Source organism: Calothrix sp. NIES-3974 (genome assembly GCF_002368395.1).
GTDB lineage: Bacteria > Cyanobacteriota > Cyanobacteriia > Cyanobacteriales > Nostocaceae > NIES-3974.
This window is the reverse complement of the sequence record NZ_AP018254.1, coordinates 4,296,218-4,321,116: the sequence shown is the minus strand read 5'-3', so window position 1 is coordinate 4,321,116 and position 24,899 is coordinate 4,296,218. Positions and strand designations below refer to the sequence as shown.

Genomic DNA, 24,899 nt, shown 5'->3' with positions numbered 1-24,899 from the left:
CATTAAAAATATTGAGTGTAAAAGCCATGACCATAAATCAACAGTTAAAAATAGCTCATGTCATTACTGGACTTTACACCGGTGGTGCAGAAATGATGCTTTACAATCTGTTATCGAGAACAAATCGAGAAATTTTCAGTCCGGTTGTGATTTCTTTGATGAATCGAGGCACACTGGGCGATCGCATTGAATCATTAAATGTGCCAGTTTACACCGCTGGTATTCCTTTAGGGGGTTTGCCAACACCTAGCTCGTTATCACAACTTTTGAAAATAATAAGTCATCATCAACCGGATTTAATCCAAGGTTGGATGTATCATGGGAATTTAGCCGCATGGCTTGCAAGTGTTTTTTCCAGGAAAGAAATTCCTGTTGTCTGGGATATTCAACACTCAGTTGCGAGATTAGCTAATGAAAAGGGTACAACTCAAGCCATCATTAAACTCGATGGAATCATTTCCAGATATATCAGTAAAATTGTGTACGCATCTGAAAATAGCAAAAGACAGCATGAACAATTGGGTTATTATTCTCAAAATTCATGTGTGATTCCGAATGGGTTTGACACAACCAGATTCCAACCCTCGGATGCAGCTAGAGCCAAAATGAGAATTGAGTTGGGTTTGAGTCATGATGCTTTTTTGATTGGTCTGATCTGTCGTTTTCATCCCATGAAAGACCATTATAATTTTCTGCAAGCAGCAGCTATTTTACAAAAAGAGTTTCCAGATGTTCATTTTCTCTTAGTCGGTCGAGATGTTGATGGTAATAACAAAGTTTTACAACAGTCGATTCAACAACTGAAACTTTCTCATATTCACCTACTAGGAGAGCGTAAAGATATACCCATAATTACAGCGGCTCTAGACATTGCTTCCTCATCTTCTGCTTACGGGGAAGCATTTCCGATGATTGCTGGAGAAGCCATGTCCTGTTGTGTTCCTTGTGTTATGACTGATGTGGGGGATTCAGCATGGGCAGTTGGTGATACTGGTAGAATTGTACCTCCACGAGATCCGGCAGCTTTAGCTAATGCTTGGAAAGATTTACTGGTGATGGATGACACAGACAGAAAAGCTTTGGGAGAGGCTGCAAGAGCTAGAGTTGTTAAATACTTCTCTATTGAATCAGTGACAGAGCAATTTGAAGATTTATACAAAGATATACTCTCATCTCTTACTGACAGACCGGGGAGAAATTTAGTGCTAACCTCCCGCTAAATTATGAAAAAATCAGTTGTCGAATAATCTGCTAAAAACCCCTGTATAAGTTGGCTAAATAAATTTTATGATGGGTATAGTTTTATCTCAAACTAGGTTTATCATTGCTTTGAAAACCCTCTCAAAAACTATCGTATGGATATTGCTGGCGATCGCGACTTTTTCCCTAAGCCTAGGGGTGGTCAAATTGGCATCCTCAAATAGTACCAGTTTGCTTGTTTCTGCTGTTCCTAGTTTGCAGAGAATCGGATTAAGAGAAACTATAGACCCTGTTAGTAACATCCAGCTTTATGCAGCTCGAGGGGAATACGAATCTTTTCAGATTAACATCAGAGCACTAGGAGGTAATTTAACAAATTTCAATATTGATGTTTCTGATTTGACAAGCAAAAATAATCAATTAATTCCCAAATCAAATATTACTCTCTACCGAGAAAAATATGTGAATGTGATTCATTCTAGCCCGACAAATAGCAGGTCTAAAAATCCATCTCTTGGTACAGGATGGTATGCCGATGCTTTGATTCCCTTTGTCAATCCACAGACGCAGCACAAGCTGGAGGGAAATGAGTTAAATGCAGTACCCTTTGATTTAAGAAAGGGAGAAAATCAACCTATTTTGGTTGATTTATTCATACCCCGTGATGCTCAACCGGGGGATTACAGTGGTACATTTACTGTTAGGAGCGACCAGGAAAATTTCACCGGTAAAATCTCACTGAAAGTGTGGGATTTTGAGCTACCCCTTAAACCATCTCTTCATTCGTCATTTCTAGTTTGGGAAGAAAACAGTAAAAGTGCTTGGATTGAGATTTTGAAACATAAAATCATGCCTGTTGGGAAAATACAACTAAGTGATGAGCGAGAATTAATCGATCAATGGGGATTAACTTCTGTTCGTTTACCATTTTGGAGTGGGGCTGATTACCATAACTGTCAAATGAAACCAGCTCCATCGGTTGATGAAATCAAAAATGCAGCTGCAAAACACCAACCAGACTTATTTTTATATGTTTATCCAGTTGATGAAATTGATCGCTGCAAAAATCTTAAACAACCGATGAGGGAATGGGCACGTAATATCAAGAAAGCAGGAGTGGCTAATTTGGCTGTCATGACTCCTATTCAAGAACTTTACGACCAAAATTTTTTTGCCGGCAAACCAGGTGTAGACATTTGGGTGGTCTCACCTAGAATGTATGATGCTGCTGCTGACAAAATCAGTGATGCTAAGAAAAATGGTGGAGAAATTTGGTTTTATACAGCTTTAGTACCAGATAATTATTCGCCAAAATGGCAGATAGATTTTGCCCCAATCAATTATAGGATAGCTCACGGTTTTATTAACCAAAGCTTGGGTTTAACCGGTGTTTTGTATTGGCGAATTGATTTATGGACAGATGACCCTTGGAATGACGTAGAAACTGATGTGAGAGAAAATCTTTTTTATCCAGGGGAGGGAATGTTAGTCTATCCCGGGAAACAAGTTGGTGTTGATGGGGTTGTTCCCTCTATGAGGTTGAAATGGATCAGAGATGGGGTGGAAGACTACGAGTATATAGAAATACTCAAAGGTCTTGGTCTTGAAGATTGGGCTTTAGAGGTTAGTCGTAGTGTTGGTTCTAGCTGGAGGGAGTGGACAAAGAATCCCCAAGAATTGGAATCGGCTAGAGAGAAGTTGGGGAAAGCGATTGAGAAAAAGCTTTTACAATCAAGAGCTAATTCGTGAGGTTCGAGATAAATTATATTTGAAGAAAATGAAAAAAATTTTAATAGTAGCGACAATTCCGGATACGTTACGTGGTTTTATCTTGCCTTTTGTCCGCTACTTTCGTGATCAGGGTTGGACAGTAGATGGTATGGCTTGTGGAATTTCTGAATGTACTGACTGTATCCGGGAGTTTAATCGCACTTGGGATGTTGAATGGTCGCGAAATCCCCTTGATCCAGGTAATTTTCTCAAAACTCCTAGGGTCATTCAAGAGGTGGTGCTTCAGGAGCAATACAATTTAGTTCATGTTCACACACCGGTAGCTGCTTTTGTCACAAGATATGCACTTCGGTATCTAAGAAAGCAGATTGGAACTAGTGTTATTTACACAGCTCATGGGTTTCACTTTCATCCCTATGGCAATCCAGTCAAGAATGCTGTTTTTCTGACTTTAGAAAAAATAGCTGGTAATTGGAATGATTATCTGGTTGTGATTAATCGTCATGATGAGCAGGTTGCTAGGGATCACCGATTGAACGTTCCGGAAAGGGTTTGGTATATGCCTGGTATTGGTGTGGATATAAATTACTATAGTCCCACTGGTATTTATGCTCAAGAAATTGAAAAAGTTCGCCAAGAAATGGATATTTCTGCAAATACTTCTTTATTCCTCTCGGTAGCTGAGTTTAATCCGGGGAAGCGTCATCGGGATATCATTCAAGCTTTGGCAAAATTGCATCGAGAAGATGTTTGTGTTGCTTTTGCTGGGGACGGAGATTTGATGGAATCGATGCGGAATTTGGCTTGTGAATTGGGGGTAGAAGAGCAAGTAAGGTTTCTTGGCTTTCGCAAAGATATTACCACTTTAATTCGTGCTTCTGTGGCAACTATATTGGCTTCAGAACGGGAGGGATTACCCAGAAGTGTGATGGAGTCCTTATGTTTGGAAGTACCTGTGATTGGTGCGGATATTCGTGGAACTAGAGATTTGGTGACCCAGGATTGTGGTTTGTTATTTCCTGTGGGTGATGTGCAAGCTTTAACTGATTGTATGGCTTGGATTTTAGATCATCCTCAACAGGCTAGGGTTATGGGTAAGATGGGACGCGATCGCATGAATGCATTCGATTTAAGTCACGTCATTCAGCGACATGAAGAACTGTATACCAAGGCTTTATCCTCATCATCCGTAAAATTATCGGTTGAATAGATAACCTATTCTCTGCCAAGTTGGCACGACTTTCATGCCTCTTTTCAGCTAATTTATGTTTGGTTAAGAAAATTCTGGGGACATATACCTATAAAGCAGTTCAGTGCTTATTGTTGAGTTTTTTACTTATACCGAAGAGTCAACGGACACCTTTTGTATTGATTTGTTTGCAATAGCGTTTTGCCAATCCGATGGCGAGGGTGTAAGTGATAACAGTAAGTCGGTTATTGCTACTGAAATAGAGCCTGATGAGTGCTGTGAATTATTTGATATAGAAGGATTGCAAAAATATGATTAGCACAAATATACGGGGATTAACTTTACTCAACCGTAGTCAATTCCTCAAGCATGTACTCGATAGAATAGTAGCCGCGATCGCACTATTACTTTTTTCGCCAATTTTTCTGGTGGTCGCGATCGCAATCTATCTACAGATGGGTAGTCCGGTTGTGTTTACCCAGGATCGTCCTGGAAAGGATGGGCAGATTTTTAAGTTTTATAAATTTCGCACCATGACCAATGAATGCGATGCTGAGGGAAATCTACTTCCGGATGAAGATCGTGTGACTAAGTTGGGACAATTTTTACGTCAAACCAGTTTAGATGAGCTTCCCCAACTCTGGAATGTATTAATTGGTGATATGAGTTTTGTTGGCCCCCGTCCTCTGTTAGTGAGATACTTGGATCGTTACACACCAGAACAAGCTCGTCGTCATGAGGTAAAACCAGGTATTACTGGATGGACTCAAGTTAGAGGTCGTAACAGTATTAGCTGGGAAGAGAAATTTCAGTTGGATGTGTGGTATGTGGATAATTGGAGTTTGTGGTTGGATTTGCAGATCCTGTTATTGACGGTGTTTAAGGTATTGAAGCAGGAGGGAATTGATGAGGAGGGTTGTGTGTCTTCAACGGAATTCCTAGGACAAATGAAGCAGTAAGAGTCTTGTCATTCTAGGAAATATCAGAAACAGGAGTTAAAAATGATTGCAATCAAAGATAATTTTTATCATTTAAAAGATAATGTTTATCATTTAACTGAAGAAGAGATGGCTCTTTTACCAACGGAGGATGATATTGCTTTTTATGAAGAACACGGTTGGTTTATTACTCCCCAAAGGGTAATACCCGATGAGGTGATAGATGAGGCAATTTTAGGGAGCGAAAAATTTTATCAAGGTGAACGAGATTGGGTTATTCCCTACCAGACAGGTTATAGTAATTGGCAACCGGGAGATGGGGATGAAATTCGTAACAATGAGTTTGTTTCTTTGCAGAAGTTGGAACTTCGCAAGTTAGCTTTACAACCAATTATAGGTGCGATCGCGGCTAAGTTAACTCGAAGTAAAAGTATTAGAAGATTTGAAGACCAGCTAGTCTATAAAGCACCAACCAAGGGTCTGGGGAAGGGTGCTGTGGGATGGCATACGGATCATGCTTATTCTTCTAATTGTACTTCTGATAAGTTACTAGCAACTTGGATACCTTTTCATGATTCGGAGGAAAATCGCGCTCCCCTGGTTGTGATTGATGGTAGTCATAAGTGGACAGGAACAGAACATTTAAGAGATTTTAATCAACAAGATTTACCAAAAATTTTGCAAAAATTTGCGGAGGAGGGGAAGGAAATAAAAGAAGTTCCAATGGTGATGAAAAAAGGTCAAATCAGTTTTCATCATGGTTGGACGATTCATGGTAGCTATCCTAATTATAGCGACCAGGTTCGTTTAGCGATGGCAGTTCACTTACAAGATGAAACTAACCAGTACCAACCTTTTTGGAATAATGGTAAGCAAATTCATCATTTTTTAGATTTACTTTGCCGTAAATTACCTAATGGGGAACCAGACTACAGCGATCCGGAAATTTTCCCCACGATTTGGTCGGAGTAATTTTAACAAGATATGCATAAAAGAGTGCATCTCCATATTTGTTAATTTAACTTCGATTTTTAAAATTTTTACATCAAAACATTGATAACTGTATATCTGTGCTGTTCAAGTAGAATACTAATTTAAAAAAGGCTTATAATACCGTATTTCTACATAATTCTTCCAATATACGGAAGAAGATATCAGATATATGAGTATTATCTTCCTTTTTCCAATTGGTATTAGGCATTGGTGTATATCAGTTTTGATTTAGCTGAAAAACATAACATCTATAACCAATTGGTAATTACTATGTCCTACACAAATCCAGGTAAACTCCAAAATCCAGCTTCTCTACGCCGTAAGATATATACTTTTGTTAGAGAGCGTAGCTTAGTTGAGTTACTTAAGGAAATTTGGACAAATGGCATTCCCTTATCACGAAGATTAATTGGTCTATACTTCGATAAAAAATTTGATCAAATTTACCAGGTTGATACCTGTGGATCAATTCATTTGTATGAATTGAGTGTCACTCGCAGCAACACAGAGTCTTGTTCTATCTATGATCCCATTCCCGCTCGAACCATTAGAAATTTAATTGCTAATATTCCCAGGGATTTTAGTGATTATAATTTTATTGATTTTGGCTCGGGGAAAGGACGCGCTTTGTTTGTTGCTGCTGAGTACAATCTCCAGAAAATTATCGGTATTGAATTCGCAAGAGAGTTACATGAAACAACCTTAAAAAATATCAAACAATATAAAAATCCTAACCAAAAATGCTTTGATATCGAATCAATTTGCTGCGATGCAACCGAGTATGCTATTCCTGACGGGAAATGTATATTTTTCTTCTTTGCTCCTTTTGGTGCGGATATATTTTCCCAAGTGATGGACAATATTCGGAAATCCTATGAACAGAATAACCGAGACATGGTGATTTTATATGTGACTGATCCGATTACCCATCCTTTCCCTTCTCAAGAAATTAAATGTGATGGCTTGTTTACAAAAATACGAGGAGGTAATGTTCCTTTTGATATAGCCCAGAGGGATAATTTATATTACGAAATATATCAAATAAACTGATTTATTTACCTGATCCTCAATTTACAATGTTCTTCCATTCTACACCCCAGTGGAAGAACTTATACCCTTAATTATCTATTAAATCTAAGTTTGCATATTTCTCTCTTATAGCAAGAAGCCCAAAATCACCTATATATTTTTTTTATTCAAGGATTTGTAAAGCTCATCTCAAAACTCATGAAAATTTAGACAAGATTTTTGGGAGGTCTCTGTAATGATTTGGATTACTTTTATCAAAGATTAGAGACTATTTACAAGTTTACAAATAAATGTAAAATATATTATAGATAGGGAAGTCAAATAAAGTCAAAATAATTCAATAATTATCGAAATAATCATAAACAATTAACCATGAAGTCGCAAATTACCAGTCTATCTGATCCGTTATGGCAGGACGTACTTCAAAAAATTCGCCATGACATTTACCAGTTACCAGAATATATCGCCCTAGAAGGCAATCGTAGTTCAGGAATTCCGGAAGCGATTATAATTAATGAAGGTGAGCGGATTTTTTTTGTCCCCTATTTACTCTCCCAATACGAAGAGGATGTTTTTGATATCAAGTCACCCTATGGCTATCCTGGTATTTTGTTAAGTGAAGAGGCGATTAACTCGCCAGATTTTGTACATAAAGCTTGGCAAGAATTTCGGGATATCTTATATCAAAAGGGTGTTTGCTCAGTTTTTTTGAGAATGCATCCTATCTTGAATGAAAACTTTGAGCAACTGTTTCCAGAAAATACCTTTACACCAAATGGGAAGACTGTCTCAGTTGATTTAAGAATTCCTGAATCTGAACTGTGGTCACACACGAGAAAAGGTCATAAAAGCACCATTAACAAATGCAAAAGATTAGGAATGGAAGCTAAGTTCGTACCTCTTTTGGAGTATGTCGATGAATTTACAGAAATTTATCATGAAACAATGGCAAGGGTGCAAGCAACTAATGTATACTATTCCTTTGATCGAAACTACTATAGACAGATGTTTGAAGTTTTAGAAGATAAACTTCATCTTTGTGTAGTGGAATATGAACAAGAAATAGCTTGTGTCGGTTTGTATACAGAAGTTTGTGGGATAGTACAAAGCACTTTAGGTGGTACAAGGGATAAATTTGTCCCTCTATCTCCAGGAAGCTTGGAAACAGATTATGTACGTTATTGGGCCCATCGTCGAGGTAATAATTTTTTACATTTAGGGGGTGGAATTGGCGGACAGGAAGACCATTTATTTGCCTACAAAGCAGGTTTTTCTAAACTACAGCACAGTTTTATGACTGTGCGTTTAGTGGTGGATGAAGTGATATATTCGGAATTGGTTGAGAAGCGTGCAAAATCCTTGAATGTACCAGCAGATAAACTGTTGAGTTCTGGCTTTTTCCCTGCTTATCGTGCTAGTATCTAATCTCACTTTTAACCTTTTTTACTGTTTTCCTCAAAGTCAAGTGAATATCATTATGTGCATCGGGATATCGCTTTTTAAATTGAGGTTTTAAATATACAAATTAGTCATTTTTGCTAGACTATTTGGACTATTTGTGATCTAAGTGAAAATTATGATTTTAAACTGGTGGATAAACCTAGATAAGTTAGTAGTGAATAATTAATTAAATAAAAAATATCAAATTTAGGGTCTTCGATGAAAAAACCTATTCTTCTTTCCCCACCCCACATGGGCGATCGCGAATTAAAATATGTGCAGGAAGCTTTTGACACAAACTGGATTGCTCCTGTTGGTCCCCATCTGGACGCTTTTGAACAGGAATTTTGCCAAATCACAGGTGCTGGTCATGCAGCTGCGGTAAGTTCCGGGACTGCTGCGATTCATTTGGCTCTACAACTAATTGGTGTGGGGAGGGGTGATGAGGTTTTTTGTTCGACTCTGACCTTTGCTGCAAGTGCAAATCCGATTGTTTATCAGGGTGCAACACCTGTATTTATTGACAGCGATCGCAAATCTTGGAATATGAGTCCGGATTTGTTGCGAGAAGCGCTGGAGAAGAAAGCACGGATTGGTAAATTGCCGAAAGCTGTGATTTTGGTGCATCTTTACGGACAAAGTGCGGATATTGAACCAATTTTAGCTGCTTGTGATGAGTATGGAGTGGCTTTAATTGAAGATGCAGCTGAAGCATTGGGTGCGACCTATAAGGGACGCTCTCCGGGTACTTTTGGGTTGATGGGGATTTACTCGTTTAATGGCAACAAAATTATTACTACTTCCGGAGGAGGGATGTTAGTATCAGAACAGTCGGAATTGGTGGCAAAGACCAGATTTTTGGCAACTCAAGCTCGTGATCCTGCACCCCACTACCAACATTCCCATATCGGTTATAATTATCGTTTGAGTAATGTCTTGGCGGGGATTGGTCGCGGACAGCTACATGTATTATCACAACGAGTTGCAGCCAGAAGACACAACTATGAATTTTACACCCAAGGGTTGGCAGATTTACCAGGTGTGGAATTTATGCCGGAAGCTGATTATGGTATGAGTACACGCTGGTTGACCTGTTTGACGATTAATCCAAAGGAATTTGGTTGCGATCGCGAAACAATTCGCTTGGGATTGGCTGAACAACAAATTGAATCTCGTCCTGTGTGGAAACCGTTACATCTACAACCAGTATTTTCCGAGTGTGAATGCTTTGGTGGTGAAGTGGCAGAAGACTTGTTCAGTAGGGGTTTGTGTTTACCTTCCGGTTCTAATTTGACGGATAGGGAACTTTCTCTAGTGATACAGACAATTCACCAAGTGCAACAGAATTCTATCCAAAAGTAGATAGTTATTCATGGTTATTGTGTATTAATATGCTTGTTGTTTATTTTTTCTTGCAGAAGGTAAAATAAAATTATTTAAAATTATTCTTTACAAAAATCTGATTTAATCTATGTTACAGCTGTTTGCGTAATTGTCAGGTTAGGAAGTAATCTGAAAATATGGTTTATTATCTAACCAAGTGGCTTGCTCTCCTCCTAAGCATAGGCCATTGATCTTTATTGCCGACTAGTTAATGATGGGTTTTTATGTAGTGTCTGCTTCAGGGAAAAGAAGTATATAAATACTAATATGAATTCATGTAAAGTCTGTCAAGTGCTTAAATAAAATTAATGTATAGATATCGCGATCGCTAAACCTCCTGACATTGCTGCTGTAGTAAACACAGAAATATCGAAAATCCTCGGAGGGTGTTTGAAAAGTGTCAATAAATATTTTACCAAGTACTCATTGAACAGAGTTGTGATTGATTACTCCCCATACCCATACAACAAGCAGCATTTAAAGCATCCTCTAAGAAAAATAACAGACAACTTAAGGCAATAAAATAGATTTGAGATTTTTGGGATGAATGTAGGAATAACTTTGTATTATCACTGAAACTAACTGTTAAATCACAATTTAAAAACAAGACAGGTATTAAGTAATGGAAGAGCAAGATACAGTATCACTAACAGAAAAGTCTTGGCAGATTTTACAAAGACGTTGGATTCCGGGATTAAGTGTATTTTTCCCTGTGTTTTTGATATCTTTAGGTGTTGCCTCTATGAAAAGACCTGTGTATCAAGCTGAGGGGAAATTGCAATTTCAGCGTGTAAATAATATCTCTACGTTAACGGGTGTCGCACCGGATATTGCCAAGTTAGAACCTGTAGTTCAAGATAATAGAACAAACCCTTTGAATACTGAAGCTGAAGTAATCCGTTCGCACCCGATAGTTGATAAAACAATTAAAAGAGTGGGTTTAAAAGACCAGAAAAACTTACCTCTAAAACCGAGTGAATTTTTAAAGAAACTAACCATCAGGGATATCAAAGGAACCGATGTATTACAAATATCCTACAATGACACCAATCCCAAACTAGCAGCAGAAGTTGTGAACACACTGATGAACGCCTACCTAGAGCATAACGTAGCCTATCATCGCAGTACAGTCACAGCAGCGCGGAAGTTTCTGGAAAATCAATTACCCAATGCGGAAAGAGTGGTTCGGCAAGCAGAAGCTGAGTTGCGGAAATTTCAAGAAAAGAACCGGATTTTTTCCCTGGATGAGGAAGCAAATAAATCCATTGAAACCCTAGCAGATTTAGAAAGAAAAATTAACGAAACGCGATCGCAGGTTTCGGATACGGGTGCGCAGTTAAAAGCGATTCGTGAACAATTAGGAATGAATGCGCAACAAGCTATAGCAGTGACTTCCCTGAGTCAATCGGAGGGTGTGCAGTCTGTAGTTAAGGAATTGCAAGGGATTGAATCCCAGTTAGCCGATAAACGCAATGTATTTACGGAAACCCATCCGGAGATAGTGAAGTTAAGGGAAAAACGCGATTCCTTACAGCAAATTTTACAGAATCGTATTGCTCAGGTATCTGGAGCAGAACCGGGGGTGACTCCAAGGGATTTGCAGGTTGGACAACTCAAACAGCAACTATCGGCAGAAATGGTACAATTGGAATCGCGACGGCTCGGTTTAGCTAGTCAATTGGCCACCCTAACCGCAACTGAAAGGGAATATCGTCAGCGATTGAATTCTTTACCTCTATTGCGTCAGCAGTTACGAGAACTGGAGCGAAAAGTTCAAGCAGCTCAATCGACCCATTCATTGCTTCTACAAAAACTGCAAGAAAGCCGGATTGCCGAAAATCAGAACCTGGGTAATGCCCAAATTATCAGCCAAGCAACGGTTCCCGATCAACCCCTGGGTTCACCATCTGTGAATTATCTCAGTGCAGGATTATTAGGTTTACTGTCATCAATGGCAGCGATGTATCTGTTGGAAACCCGTGATAAGCTGATTAAGACGGTGGATGAGGCCAGGGAATTTATGGGATTGACCTTGTTAGGTGTGATTCCCAGTCCAGAAAAATCCAAATTTTCCCTTGCACGTAGTTCTAGTAATGAATATTCTATCCCTTCAATTGTAGTGCGGGATCTGCCTCGTTCTGCAACCAGTGAAGCCTATCGGATGCTGCGAGCAAATTTGAACTTCATCAGCGCAGATAAAAAATTAAAATCCATCGTTGTCACCAGTTCCGTACCCAAGGAAGGAAAATCCACCGTTGCAGCAAACTTAGCAATGGCGATCGCGCAGATGGAACGGAAAGTATTATTAGTAGATGCGGATCTGCATCGTCCTGTTCAACACCAGATTTGGGATATAAATAACACTAAAGGATTGAGTAATGTGATTGTGGGACAAAGCGAAGTAATGTCAGCAATCAAATCAGTTGCAGACAATTTGGACGTTTTGACTGCGGGTGTAGTTCCTCCTAGTCCAGGTGCTTTATTAGACTCGAAGCGGATGGCTTCTTTAATTGATAGTTTTTCTAGCTACTATGATTTTGTGATTGTTGACGCACCATCTTTAAATGTAGCAGCAGATGCGGCAACATTAGGACAAATGTCAGACGGTTTATTATTAGTTGTTCGTCCCGGAGTTGCAGATCGGGTCAGTACAGCGTTTGCCTTGGAACTCTTAGAAAAATCTGGTCAAAATGTCTTAGGACAGGTCGTCAATGCTGTGCAACCAGGAAATGAGCCTTATAGTTATTACCAGTTTAATGATAGTTATTATGCTGAAGAAACGGGGTCAATTCCAGTTGTTCAGGGTATGGAAATCTAGTTGTCCGCCAATAAAACTTTAATGGGTGAGGAAAAATACGTACTTATGTAAAGAGCGCCTTTATACTAAATCTACGGGTTTTACAAAAAATTACACCTTCCAACTTAATTCGCACTAAAAATATTATATAATTAACGTCAATGGCTTAAGTTGGGTATTCTGTGTCAATTCTTGATCCGAATCAAAACTACACCTTCAGTCGATATTTTGAGTTGGGTTTAGAATCCAGTGAACTTGCTCAGGAGTTTGGTTACAGTTTAACTAGAAAGATTTTGCATTTGCCGGAATTTGTCGGCGAACTCGACCGTTTGCAAGAATTGAAAGATAGGATCGAGGAGATTTTGCCTTTTGTACCCCTGACCAATGAATTTGCTAGACGTGAGATTTTAATTTCCCGAGTTGTGACAGAATTAGTACATTATACAAAGGCAGAATTACGGATTGAATATAGCTTAAAAGTTTCTAATTGGTTACAGGGTAATTTAGATTATTTACTGCGGTTGAATTCGATGAATAAACTGCTAGTAATTGAAGCAAAATATGAGGATATGACCCGGGGTTTTACCCAATTAGTAGCGGAAATGATTGCACTGGATCAGTGGGAGAGAGGAACAAAAATTGAACAGCAACCAATTTTAGTTGGAGCTGTTTCCACGGGTACGATTTGGCAATTTTGTCAACTGGATCGCATTCAAAAAAGTTTTGCGCAAGGAATTAATAGCTATCGGGTTCCAGAAGATTTAGAGCAAGTTATGCGGATTTTAGTTGCAGCTTTAAAAGATGAGAATACGGTTCTCAGAATCAAGGATACAGGAGATAGAATATAGGAGACAGAATACAAAGTTAAGGATAATTATAGGTGGAGTGTAACGTCATGTTACGTCTCTTCCTACCCACTGTTCATAACGAATAAATTTCCCCATCTACCTATTTCAAATAAATCAATAAATTCAAACCGGGAATTGTTCGCGATAAAGTCCACAATACTAGCGTAATATACAAAACACCTAAACTCCATTCATACCAAGCCAAAGAAGAGATAATTCCCGGTACATCTTCGTCCCGTAGACGGATATCATTAAAACCGATTCGGAGTAAATTATTCATACTAAAATCGTAGTAATTCAACCAATTCCAACGCTTTTCCCACAGAATAGATAAATAGCGATCGCGAAATCCAATATACCGAGGAATGACTGGTAATCGACCAATGAGTAACCGTAATTGTCGCATGGAGGAGTCTTCAGTAAAATAAGTCACGTGTATTTGATTATGATATCGACCCCCTTGGTAAAGCCGAATAACCAAGAACAAAGGGATGGGGACAATAATTAAACCCAAACACATCAAAGTTAACCACGGGTTTTCACTATTGCGGAAGACAGCTAATATACCCAGTAAATTCAGACAGCAAAAGCTAGTTAACATCGCAATAGTTTCATCCGTTGTTGGTAAAATTGCTACCGGACGGAAACGACGCAAACGATCGATGAACCAAAATACTAATCCAAAATAAGCGATCGCCATGATTCCGACACCGAAAACCAACCAAAAACTGGTTCCATAGCCAGAAAGTAGTAATAATAAACTTAAGCATAACCATGTCCAAGCATGTAATAACCACCCACCAACAAGTAATGGTTCGCCAAACATTAGTTTTTCATTGAGTTGGATATAGGTGTTAAAATCAACTTCAGGCAAAGCGAGTAATTCCGTTTTGTCGCGAAATGGTTGTAATTCCCGTCGTGATATAATCGCACTTACTTGATGAAAATTAAAACCTAACCGAATTAGGGTTTCTGGGGACGCACTATTAATATTAATTCCCGTTAATAAATGGGTTAATTCCTGTAAACGTAACTGTTGCTTAGTGTATTCAAGTTGGTTGACATCACCAATTTGTTGCAGAGAACGGAAATTCTGTGCTAAATTTCGCAACACACTTTGATTTCCCTGTAAACTTGATACCACCAGCATTTTACCGATTTGATTCGGATTTCCCAAAAACTTCGCTTGATTGGAATTAAATCCTAACCCCGACACATTTAAATATGCAGACTTGCTAAACTCAACATCACTAAAATCCGCTTGGTTGAGAATACTTGCACCTCTGAAAGTCACAGGTTGCTGAAACTGTGCTGCTCGAAAAGTCACCGCTTGTTCAAAAGTAGTTTCGATCAACAACAAAAAACCATGAAAATGCGATCGCGTATATTGTACCTGACCAGCAAACCGTACCTGGGAAAAATCCGTATTACCCCACCACTGGGAACGACTAAACTTTGCCAACCCGGTAAATACAGCTTGGGTAAAATTGACATTATCCTCAAAACTACTACCCTGAAAATAAACCCCATTTTGAAATTTCACTAATTTCCAATCTGCCTTGTCAAAAAAAATACTACCTCCCCATTGCGCAGATTGGCGAAACACCGCACCAGAGAAATTCACAGTGCGACTAAACCGGGTTTCAGTCCAATTTGACACTCCCTGAAAAATCGCTCCTTCAGCATCCACAGGTTGCAAAAAAAACGTATTTGCAAAGGACACCATCCCATTAAACCTTGTCCTCCTGATGGTCAATCCACCACGAAACACATAAATATCACTAGAAGCAGTAGATTGAGTACCCAACAAAGACTTACAATCCCGACCGGAAGCAAACCCTAACCCTAAAGACTGCAAACACACCCCTTTTAATTGTGCAAGTTGTTCCTGTTCTCCCGGAGAAAAACTAGGAGAAATCACCTGGGGATACAAACTTGTCCGTATTCCCAAATCACTACCAACAAAATCCCCTTGAATCACTGCATCACTTAAATCTAAACCGAGGGACTTACCACTCCCTGTTTTTGACAACTCTTTGCGCAATAACTGATAAAACTGACTTGCAAACTCACCATTTTCAGGTCGCAAATCAACCACCATAAATCGCAAATCAACAAATAATTTACCATCCTCAAAAACCGGATTATGCAACCTTTCCTGCAATAAATCTACTGTCAATAATACTCGTTCAGTTTGCGGTTGAGCTAACACCGGTAAACAAGTAAAACACAACAAAATTACCAATAAAAATAATAAGAATCTATTTAATATACAGGAAAATAATCTGATTTTTGCATCCATCTGCTAGGGTAAGGAATTAGGGAATTGTAACCATCTAGTTCCACCTTGGGGAGTGACAATCTAGCGTCAAAGCTTTATGCGGCAAAGATTATAAAGTAGCGATACACATGATTGTGTTAAGCTTTGTTGATCGCTATGAAGATAAAACTAAATTCAGAACCAAGTTCAACGGTAAAATAAGGCTTTTGACCGAAGCTGATTAATAATAGAATCAATAAAGCCGAAAAATGAAGTACATCTTTAGTTATGGTAGACTGGCTGAAAACTATTGCTGCATCATAGTTTCCGAAGTTTTCGTCACTCCTTCAGAGTTCCACCACAATTTTACCCATCATTGACCCCCCTTCCAGTAACCGATGAGCATCTGCAACCTGCTCCAAACCAAAGCGATGACCAACATGGATTCGTAAACTACCCTCATCCATATACCTAGCACACTGGGTCAAAATTTCTGTCTGATAAATCTGTGCATCAGTTATATTCTGCAACATCGGTGTTAACATTAATTCCAAACTAATGCGTAGATTACGGTTACGTGCCACTTTCCAACTGGTCTTCCCATCCGGCTCCAAAATTGTCACCACATCACCATATACCCGTACAGCCGGGAAAGACTGCGCCAACACATTGCCACCTACCGTATCAAACGCAACATCAACCCCCTTCCCATCCGTCCAATCCAAAACAGCTTGGACAAAATCCGTTTGCAAATAATTAATCGCCAAATCCGCACCCAAACCCTGGACAAACTCAGCCTTCTCCCTAGAACTGACAGTAGTACAAACACTCGCTCCCTTTAACTTCGCTAGCTGTATAGCCACGTGTCCCACACCTCCAGCACCAGCATGGACTAACACCTGATCCAGGGGAGCTAAACGAGCACGGTCATACAAAGCTTCCCAAGCAGTAATCAATACCAGAGGAGCAGCAGCAGCTTCCGCAAAGGACACTGTAGCCGGTTTAGGAGCGGCAAATTTTTCATCAATGGTCGTATATTCTGCGTAATTACCCTGATGGGAACCCAGTCCTCCGTGACAAAAATACACCTCATCCCCCACCCGAAACCGACTCACCTGGGAACCAATTGCTTCGACGATACCCGCACCATCACAACCGAGAATTGCTGGCATTTGTTCAGGATAAAAAGTACCGCGTTTGCGCAGTTTTGTATCAATTGGATTAACTCCAGCAGCCTTTAGCTTGATTAATAATTCATGGCTACCAGGACTAGGTTTGGCAACATCTCGTAGTTCCAAAACATCCGGACTACCTGCTGCTGTCATGACAACTGCTTTCATGTTGGTGGTGAGTGCTAATTTGTAATTCGTAATTCGTAATTTGTGATAACTTTTTGTCTTGCTGCTACGGGTTACGGTAATTCAAAGAGGTGGATATGGCAATGATTTTGTTGGTTTCATCTGTCATCTGATTTTTAGAGAATAGGTGTTCAACTAATACAAAGTTCACTATACTGAGAGAACTAACTGTCTGTTAGCCATTAACAATCAAGCGCTAACATCTGTAGCTGTTTCACCTCGATAGAAATTAGTTTTACGAAAATGCCCTACAGTTAACAATCAAGCGCTAACATCTGTAGCTGTTTCACATTCCCGTAGGTATAGTATGTTAATTTAGGAATTATGGATCAAGGCAGATAGGGGAAGCTGGGGAAGTTTATATTTGCCTCCTGTATCCTAATCTCCTATCTCCTGTCTTCTGTATTCTTTTCTCCTGTATCCTAATCTCCTATCTCCTTTCTTCTGTATTCTTTGACCAAATCAAGTTCTGCGCATGATGGGGTTATTAACAGCCTGGCGATACTGTTCCACCTGGTCGGTGTAGCCAATGGGTAAAACTGCTTCCACATTTTCGTGGGGACGGGGGATAATCACCCATGACTCCAACACACCACCGTGACAACTTTCTGCGGCTTCTACACCAGCAGCCATTGCAGCTTTGACTTCCTGGACATCCCCACGAATATTTACAGTAAACCGCGCACTTCCGACCCGGATATAACCTACTAAGGTGACACGTCCAGCTTTAACCATTGCATCCGCAGCAGCAAGTACTGCGGGAAAACCTTTTGTTTCGAGTGAACCAACTGCCTGTGGTGGCATTGCATGTCTCCTGTGTTCTGAAAACTTACGCGGTATGAATTTTAGTTGTTAGTTATCAGTCAACAGTTATCAGTCAACACGGATAATGGGGTAAAAACCAATCTTTGTTTAGCCTGTACTGTTAACGATAAAAATTTACTGTACAAAATATTGTACGAATCATTGTCCCAATTGGGAATCCTAGAACACCAGGAGTTGGGAAAAATTTTAGAATATCCGAAATGGTTCGGATTTGGATGTGAAATGAATCGGTAATACGGTTTCAATATTTTCCGGTGGATTGGGTACGATGTAGTGGGTGATGACTTTACCACCATAGGCTGCTTCCCCAGCTGCAATTCCTGCTTCCACAGCTCGATTGACTTCGGCTACCTGTCCACGGGACACCACCATCATTCGTCCACTTTCACAAATACCATAGTATACAATTGTTACTTCCGCCGCTTTGACCATTGCGTCAGCTGCGGCTAAAACGGCTGGAAAGCCTAATGTTTCGATGACTCCGACTGCTATTGGCATGGTGTGACATGCTCCTTTTTCAAAAAAAAATTTGAGATTTTAGATATTGGATGACTCTAACCCCGGATTTGGAGTAAATTCCTCAAAACTCTAGGGGTTAGGGAGTAGTCCGTGATGGGAATGGTAGGAAAATCAACTTGTTACTCAACACCTATGGCTTGCTCGCTCAAAATGCTGGTAAGGAGAAGCTGCGCTACATGCGTCTACGGATTTTGGACTAACCTAATACCGATTAAAAAATGTTTGCAACACACCCAGAATAGGAGACATAGCAATGCTACGTCTCTGCAAGATTCGTCTTTCGTGTTGCATTCTTTTTTCAAATTGGTATAACTGAATTTTCCTAGCTTCCATGCTCCCGGTGGGACGTTTATCCCAATCGTATTTCCAAATTGTTGTGTGATTATTATACGGCGATTGGATACAAATTAGTTCTTCTGTGGTTCCCTATTACCTGTCCCTGATTTGAGAGAAAATGTGGCAATGTAACAAAATACATCGGAAATTCATATCTACAATAGACATATGGGACTTTTTGTGTATAAGTATTTGACAGGGGCTAGAGACGGCTAATTATTGCAGTAGAGGATAGGTAATTTACCCCATTTACTTGATTGATGGGAAATAAGTTGCACAAATAATAACGGATTGTTGACTGTTAACTTTTAACCTTCGCTACATCCCCATGATGAAAATTAGGGGCTTTGGTTTTCTATTCGGTAAAAATCCAAATGCAACCTGTCCCTGGAGGATTGTAATCTATATCAGAAGTGACAACGCTCAAAAAGTGGAGAATCATGACTGTAAACTTACGACGACCAATTTTAGTGGGAGGACTGGGGCTATCCTTTGCCCTCTGGATTTTAGATAGTTGGAAAGATTCTTTGTTCCAATTTGGTGAATTGGCTGTGTTGGCTTTAGCAGTGGTTGGTGGGGGTTTATGGCTATTTAAACCGAATCCAAATCAAGCGATCGCATTTTTGCAAAAGTTACCGGAAAATCGTGATACCGTTGAAGATGCGATCGCTTCTGCTCAGGTGGCTGTCAATCAGTTGGTTACGGAAGCTCCAACCCATCCGGCTTTACCGGAATTGCAAGAGCAATTGACCCAATTAGCCACCGATATGAACCGCAGTCAACTCCATGTAGCGGTGACGGGGGGTAAATCGGTAGGTAAATCCTCTATTATCAAGCTTTTGCAAGCAAATCCAGGTATTTCCTCCAGTTATTCCCTCCAATTCCAAGAAACCCCACCCCTGTTTAGTGAGGCTAGTTCCACCTCCGATGGGGAAATCTTGGCTAGTACTGATGGGGCTGATTATGTGCTATTTGTAATCAGTGGCGATTTAACGGAAACGGAATTACAAGCAATTCAGCAGTTAAATCTCAGTAATCAACGCAGTTTATTAGTTTTCAACAAGCAGGATTTATACTTAAGTGACGAAAGGGCCCAAGTATTATATTCCCTAAAACAGCGCTTTGCCCAAACGGTTGCCGTGAGTGCAGTTCCCCAACCGCTCAAAGTTCGCAAACATACGGAAGATGGTTCCATTCAGGAATGGTGGGAACAACCTGCACCAGATATTAACCAGTTAACTGCTAGTTTAGCTCAAGTGGTGCAAACCCAGGCAGTCAACTTAATTTGGGCCACAACTATCCGTCAAGCCTATACAATCAAAACCACAGCCAAAAATTATTTAAATCAACAACGACGCGATCGCGCTGTTCCTGTTATCGAACAATATCAGTGGATAGCAGCTTCCGCAGCTTTTGCCAATCCCGTTCCTGCTTTGGATATTTTAGCAACAGCCGCCATTAATGCCCAAATGATTGTGGATTTAGGTCATATTTATCAACAAAAATTTACCCTAGACCAAGGCAAAGCGATCGCGGGAGAAATGGGTCGGATGATGTTGAAATTGGGATTAGTGGAACTTTCCACCAAAGCCATTAGCATTGTGTTGAAAACTAATGCCGTCACCTTTGCCATTGGTGGTATCCTCCAAGGTGTCAGTGCTGCTTATTTAACGCGAGTAGCTGGTTTAGCCCTGGTAGAATATTTCCAAGCACAGGAAATCGCCGTTGCTAGTGGTAGCAATCTCAACTTGGATACCCTACGCCAAACCTTGCAAACTGTCTTCCAACAAAATCAACAGGTCGTCTACTTACAATCCTTTGTCTCCCAGAGTGTTAAACGTCTGTTACCAGATAATCCCGCAGCCCAAATTTCAGTGGAAACACCTGCTTGAGTAGCTTTATTTTGTAGTTTTTTTACTTTTGCCCCAACTTTTAGCAAGATTCTGCTTCAGAATCGACAGCAAAAGTTGGGGATATTAATTGAATGTTGACTTTTCGAGTAATCCAGGTATTGCCAACAGTTCTTGGGTAGCAGCTTCGCTTTCTGTGTTGACTAAGTAAGCAGCAAAATCAGCAAGTACCCGTGATCGCTCCGGTGATAATTGCGGTAGCAGTTCGTGAAGTTGCTGCTGCAATTAGGTCACAGATACCGACGTTGTCAAATTTGTATCTTCATATTGGCAAATTACCCATAATTTCTAACCTAGGTATTCCAATATCAACTTGTAAATTATTTATGGGACTCACGCTATAGGTAGAACATATGTTCTACAAAACAAATCTAAGAGAGTTAAGGGTTTGGAAGTCCCTAACAGCCATTATAAGTTAATTCTTCAGTTACATACTCCTATCGACTAATCGATAAAACCCAAAATTCAGGGCTTGTAATAGTAGCTCTAGTTGCGAAAAAGCTTTAGTATAAAGGCGCTAAAGTGCTACTACGTGCCTTTTCTCACCCATCAAAATTAATGGGACAGACCACTACTACAACTTCTTCATTTGGCGCAAATTAATTGATGGCACTTCACGCAGGGATAGTATAAAGAATAGCTACTTAAGGGGAAGGAATTCACGTAATTTCCGTGAAAGCGCAAATAACTGCCCTGTTATCACCTAAAATAGTATTAAGTTATTTGTGGTTATTTATCAATATATATAAACACCTGTGATGTCAGCAGAATATGCCGATATTAATATAGCTCCCTACATCGATCACTCGCTGCTAACCCCGACTGCAACCAGCGAGCAAGTTGCTCAGTGGTGCGAAGAGGCTGACCGATATCGATTTGCCAGTGTTTGCGTCAATCCTACCTATGTTCGTCTAGCAAAAGAACTATTGCACGGCAAAAAGCCTAAAATTTGTACTGTAATTGGTTTTCCTACTGGGGCGACTACCTCTGCAACAAAACTTTATGAGGCACAGGAAGCAGTTGAGAACGGAGCCGATGAGTTGGATGTGGTGATGAATTTGGGGTGGTTAAAAGCCGGAGAAACGGATGCAGTCCATCGGGAAATCGCGGAAATTTGCGAAGAAACAGGGGTGATTGTCAAAGTAATTTTAGAGATGGCCCTATTAAGCGATCGCGAGAAGCGATTAGCCGCAGAATTAGCTCAAGATGCGGGAGCGAGATTTTTAAAGACGAGTACGGGATGGAATGGGGGTGCTACAGTAGCAGATGTGCGTTTACTCAAAGAACTTGTCCGGGGAGAAGTGGAAATTAAAGCCGCAGGTGGTATCCGTTCGCCCCAACAAGCCTTAGACTTAGTGATAGCGGGTGCAACCCGATTAGGTACATCTCACAGCATTTCCCTACTGCATCAGTGGCAATCACTGGAGCATAGTCAGTAAAAACTCGTCGGAGTGATTGTTGTGAGAGATACAGCCGACGTAGGATGGATACTGACAAAAGAATGCGGATAGATTGAAGATGAGTCGAACTTACAAAGTTACGGGAATTAATTTAAAGACACAGGCATTTGGAGAAGCAGATAGATTAGTCACAATATTAACCAGGGAATGTGGTTTGCTCAAAGCGATCGCACCTGGTGCGCGCAAACCCCATTCCAGTCTTGGTGGTCGTAGTGGCATGTTTATTGTCAATGAGTTATTAATTGCTAAAGGTAAGACTCTCGATAAAATCACCCAAGCTCATACCCTACAAACCTACCCCGGATTGGGGAAAAATCTTGTCAAGTTAGCAGCAAGCCAATACCTGGCGGAAATTGCCCTCTGTCAAGCAATTCCCGGTCATCCACAAGAAGATTTGTATATATTGTTAAACGAACATTTAAATCGATTAAATAATGTTAATAGCCACAATTGGTGTACCGTACTAATTCTATTAGTACATGGGATATTTCAACTATTAGCGATCGCCGGTTTAACACCCCAAGTCAACCATTGTTGTTTGAGTCAACAACAGTTAGAACCCAACTTTGGGGATGCCGATTGGCAAGTCGGTTTTAGTGTGAGTGCTGGAGGAATCATCAATTTAGCTGAGTGGAAACAGCGTCGTCAATTGGCAACCGTTCGGGAAGGGGGGAGAGAATATCAAGCAACAACTCCCACCGTAAAGGAGGAAAATTCCCCCTATCAGACCATTGTCCACCAAGAAGAAGTTCCCAGCCTTAGCCAACGTTTAAATGCAGCAGAATTACATATCCTCCAACACCTATCCTTTCCCCAAATTCTGGAATTGGACTTACCCCAAGACACCACTTGGTTATCGGTGGAACGCGTCCTACGTCAATATACCCAATACCAATTTGGTCGTCAAATCCGCTCTGCTACCCTTATTGATTCCTATTTTGCTGCTAACCTATGATGCAACCCTCTGAACTGGAAACCACAACCCGAAGTGTCGCCAAACACCCGATGAATAGAGGAACAAATCGCCTCTCCACCCCCAGTTTTCACGTCCAAAATCATCCCGGAGCCAACTCCCAACCCAAATCAAACATTCATTCTCGCCCGAATCAAGAATCATCCTTGGGAGAAAAAACAGTAGTTAATATCAACCATACAAACAATACAAATAATACAAGCAAGATAAATCATGGAATTTCCCACCATCCAGACAATGAAAATGGGAATCCGCCAAAAATCCAACCAAGAAGGGGATTTTTACCCGTATTACAGAATCATAATTTTTTAGCGTTGTGGGGGGGACAGGTTTTTTGTCAATTGGCAGACAAGGTGTACTTAGTGTTAATGATTGCCCTTATTAATACCCAGTTTCACCGTGGAGAAGAAACAATTAGCGGGTGGGTTTCCGCCTTGATGATGGCCTTTACGATTCCAGCCGTGTTATTTGGTTCCGTCGCCGGGGTATTTGTGGATCGGTGGTCGAAAAAAGCCGTATTGGTAGCGACAAACATTTGGCGAGGCATATTAGTATTAGCCATACCCATACTATTGTGGTTAACCCGTGATTGGCACTCCCTAGGAAGCTTACCGATTGGATTTTTGATTTTATTAGCCGTCACCTTCATCGTATCCACATTAACCCAGTTTTTTGCACCCGCAGAACAGGCTGTAATTCCCTTAATTGTCGATGAAGCCAACTTGTTGTCAGCCAATTCCCTGTATACCACAACCATGATGGCATCGGTAATTATCGGCTTTGCCGTAGGGGAACCCCTGTTAGTCGGAGTCGAGAAAATTTGGTCAAGTCTGGGAGGAACAGCAGGAATCGGTCAAGAAATTTTAGTCGGAGGTAGTTATGCGATCGCGGGTTTAGTATTATCGGTATTGGCAACCAACGAAAACCAACCCACCCAGCAAACAGAATCTGAAAATACCCCAGAAAAACCCCATATTTTTGCAGACTTACAGGATGGATTGAAATACATTCAAGGGCAAAGACCTTTAAGAAACGCAATTATACAATTAATCATTTTATTTTCGGTTTTTGCCTCCCTTACCGTCCTCGCAGTCAGACTAGCAGAAATCATTCCCGAAATTGCCACCGAACAATTTGGATTTTTACTAGCAGTAGGTGGTGTGGGAATGGCTATTGGGGCAATGTTAATTGGTCAATTTGGTCAGCGCTTCCTCCACGGACATTTGAGTACCTACGGCTGTATCGGTATGGCTGCGGCTTTAGCGGGGTTATCAGTATTTACAAGTAATCTGTGGTTAGTATTAATTTTAGTAGCAAGTATCGGTATTTTTGGAGCCTTAATTGGTATCCCCATGCAAACCACAATACAAACCCAGACCCCCCCAGAAATGCGAGGAAAAGTCTTTGGTTTACAGAATAATGTGATTAATATCGCCCTTTCCTTACCCCTAGGTTTAACAGGAGTAATGGTTAGGTTCGTCGGACTCAAATCCGTATTTTTGACCCTAGCAGCAATTGTCCTTATAGTCAGCATCTTTACTTGGTACAATTCCCCCGAATAAATCCGCAATCTAGTTAGGGAATAGGGAGTAGGGGATAGCAGGGGGAGAGGGTGAAAATTTTCGTGAAACTATATATCTCCTGTCTCCTGTATTCTGTATCCTGTATCCTTTTCAGTCGATATATTTTTCCGAATACCACAGCTTTTCA

The 24,899-nt window shown here is 40.4% G+C and carries 19 protein-coding genes; 14 read left to right on the top strand and 5 right to left on the bottom strand.

All coding sequences use genetic code 11. The features are described from left to right. Nucleotides 1-26 precede the first annotated feature (26 nt). The 10 genes from CDC37_RS17380 to CDC37_RS17330 all read left to right on the top strand — a co-directional run bounded on the left by CDC37_RS17380 (nt 27) and on the right by CDC37_RS17330 (nt 13,548). Complete coding sequence (locus CDC37_RS17380; protein WP_172892793.1) at nt 27-1,220, top strand: glycosyltransferase family 4 protein; 1,194 nt, start codon at nt 27-29, stop codon at nt 1,218-1,220. Between the two features lie 67 nt (nt 1,221-1,287). Beyond that, a complete protein-coding gene (locus tag CDC37_RS17375) occupies nt 1,288-2,949 on the top strand; it encodes a DUF4091 domain-containing protein (RefSeq protein ID WP_231943099.1) in 1,662 nt (553 codons plus the stop codon). 28 nt (nt 2,950-2,977) lie between these two features. After that, the gene (locus CDC37_RS17370; RefSeq protein WP_096623559.1) at nt 2,978-4,141 is read left to right on the top strand and encodes a glycosyltransferase; all 1,164 of its coding nucleotides are present in this window, start codon (nt 2,978-2,980) and stop codon (nt 4,139-4,141) included. Nucleotides 4,142-4,431: 290 nt separating this feature from the next. Beyond that, nucleotides 4,432-5,079 (top strand): sugar transferase, encoded by a 648-nt coding sequence (locus tag CDC37_RS17360; protein ID WP_096623555.1) that lies wholly within the window; start codon nt 4,432-4,434, stop codon nt 5,077-5,079. Nucleotides 5,080-5,121: 42 nt separating this feature from the next. Continuing rightward, nucleotides 5,122-6,030, top strand: coding sequence for a phytanoyl-CoA dioxygenase family protein (locus tag CDC37_RS17355; protein WP_096623553.1), 909 nt, complete (start codon nt 5,122-5,124; stop codon nt 6,028-6,030). Between the two features lie 291 nt (nt 6,031-6,321). Continuing rightward, the gene (locus tag CDC37_RS17350) at nt 6,322-7,101 is read left to right on the top strand and encodes a class I SAM-dependent methyltransferase (protein ID WP_157780774.1); all 780 of its coding nucleotides are present in this window, start codon (nt 6,322-6,324) and stop codon (nt 7,099-7,101) included. Between the two features lie 351 nt (nt 7,102-7,452). Beyond that, on the top strand, nt 7,453-8,505 hold the full coding sequence (locus tag CDC37_RS17345; protein WP_096623549.1) for a peptidoglycan bridge formation glycyltransferase FemA/FemB family protein: 1,053 nt from the start codon (nt 7,453-7,455) through the stop codon (nt 8,503-8,505). Nucleotides 8,506-8,739: 234 nt separating this feature from the next. Further along, on the top strand, nt 8,740-9,882 hold the full coding sequence (locus tag CDC37_RS17340) for a DegT/DnrJ/EryC1/StrS family aminotransferase (protein ID WP_096623547.1): 1,143 nt from the start codon (nt 8,740-8,742) through the stop codon (nt 9,880-9,882). Between the two features lie 643 nt (nt 9,883-10,525). Further along, nucleotides 10,526-12,721: a GumC family protein gene (locus CDC37_RS17335; RefSeq protein ID WP_096623545.1), complete on the top strand. Its 2,196-nt coding sequence runs from the start codon at nt 10,526-10,528 to the stop codon at nt 12,719-12,721. Nucleotides 12,722-12,882: 161 nt separating this feature from the next. Further along, nucleotides 12,883-13,548 (top strand): hypothetical protein, encoded by a 666-nt coding sequence (locus CDC37_RS17330; protein WP_096623543.1) that lies wholly within the window; start codon nt 12,883-12,885, stop codon nt 13,546-13,548. Between the two features lie 100 nt (nt 13,549-13,648). Here CDC37_RS17330 and CDC37_RS17325 read toward each other — a convergent pair whose 3' ends face one another. The 4 genes from CDC37_RS17325 to CDC37_RS17310 all read right to left on the bottom strand — a co-directional run bounded on the left by CDC37_RS17325 (nt 13,649) and on the right by CDC37_RS17310 (nt 18,489). Then, the gene (locus tag CDC37_RS17325; RefSeq protein WP_096623541.1) at nt 13,649-15,850 is read right to left on the bottom strand and encodes a pentapeptide repeat-containing protein; all 2,202 of its coding nucleotides are present in this window, start codon (nt 15,848-15,850) and stop codon (nt 13,649-13,651) included. A gap of 305 nt (nt 15,851-16,155) precedes the next feature. After that, nucleotides 16,156-17,148: a zinc-dependent alcohol dehydrogenase family protein gene (locus CDC37_RS17320; protein WP_096623539.1), complete on the bottom strand. Its 993-nt coding sequence runs from the start codon at nt 17,146-17,148 to the stop codon at nt 16,156-16,158. A gap of 480 nt (nt 17,149-17,628) precedes the next feature. Next, a complete protein-coding gene (locus CDC37_RS17315; RefSeq protein ID WP_096623537.1) occupies nt 17,629-17,970 on the bottom strand; it encodes a carbon dioxide-concentrating mechanism protein CcmK in 342 nt (113 codons plus the stop codon). A 207-nt stretch (nt 17,971-18,177) separates the two neighbouring features. Further along, nucleotides 18,178-18,489 carry a BMC domain-containing protein gene (locus tag CDC37_RS17310; RefSeq protein WP_096623535.1) on the bottom strand — a complete coding sequence of 104 codons (312 nt, stop codon included), beginning with the start codon at nt 18,487-18,489 and terminating at the stop codon, nt 18,178-18,180. Between the two features lie 797 nt (nt 18,490-19,286). On the opposite strand from CDC37_RS17310, the gene CDC37_RS17305 reads away from it, so the two are divergent. Continuing rightward, nucleotides 19,287-20,738 (top strand): slr1306 family protein, encoded by a 1,452-nt coding sequence (locus tag CDC37_RS17305; protein ID WP_096623533.1) that lies wholly within the window; start codon nt 19,287-19,289, stop codon nt 20,736-20,738. Nucleotides 20,739-20,822: 84 nt separating this feature from the next. Here CDC37_RS17305 and CDC37_RS17300 read toward each other — a convergent pair whose 3' ends face one another. Continuing rightward, nucleotides 20,823-20,981: a hypothetical protein gene (locus CDC37_RS17300; RefSeq protein ID WP_231943098.1), complete on the bottom strand. Its 159-nt coding sequence runs from the start codon at nt 20,979-20,981 to the stop codon at nt 20,823-20,825. A gap of 533 nt (nt 20,982-21,514) precedes the next feature. Here CDC37_RS17300 and deoC point away from each other — a divergent pair. The 3 genes from deoC (at nt 21,515) to CDC37_RS17285 (ending at nt 24,751) form a co-directional block, all read left to right on the top strand. Continuing rightward, entirely contained in the window at nt 21,515-22,195 is a 681-nt protein-coding gene (gene deoC / locus CDC37_RS17295) for a deoxyribose-phosphate aldolase (protein ID WP_096623531.1), read from the top strand. A 79-nt stretch (nt 22,196-22,274) separates the two neighbouring features. After that, nucleotides 22,275-23,171 (top strand): DNA repair protein RecO, encoded by an 897-nt coding sequence (recO, locus tag CDC37_RS17290; protein ID WP_096623529.1) that lies wholly within the window; start codon nt 22,275-22,277, stop codon nt 23,169-23,171. Then, nucleotides 23,168-24,751, top strand: coding sequence for an MFS transporter (locus CDC37_RS17285; protein ID WP_096623527.1), 1,584 nt, complete (start codon nt 23,168-23,170; stop codon nt 24,749-24,751). Before recO ends, CDC37_RS17285 begins: the two co-directional genes overlap by 4 nt. Nucleotides 24,752-24,899 lie beyond the last annotated feature (148 nt).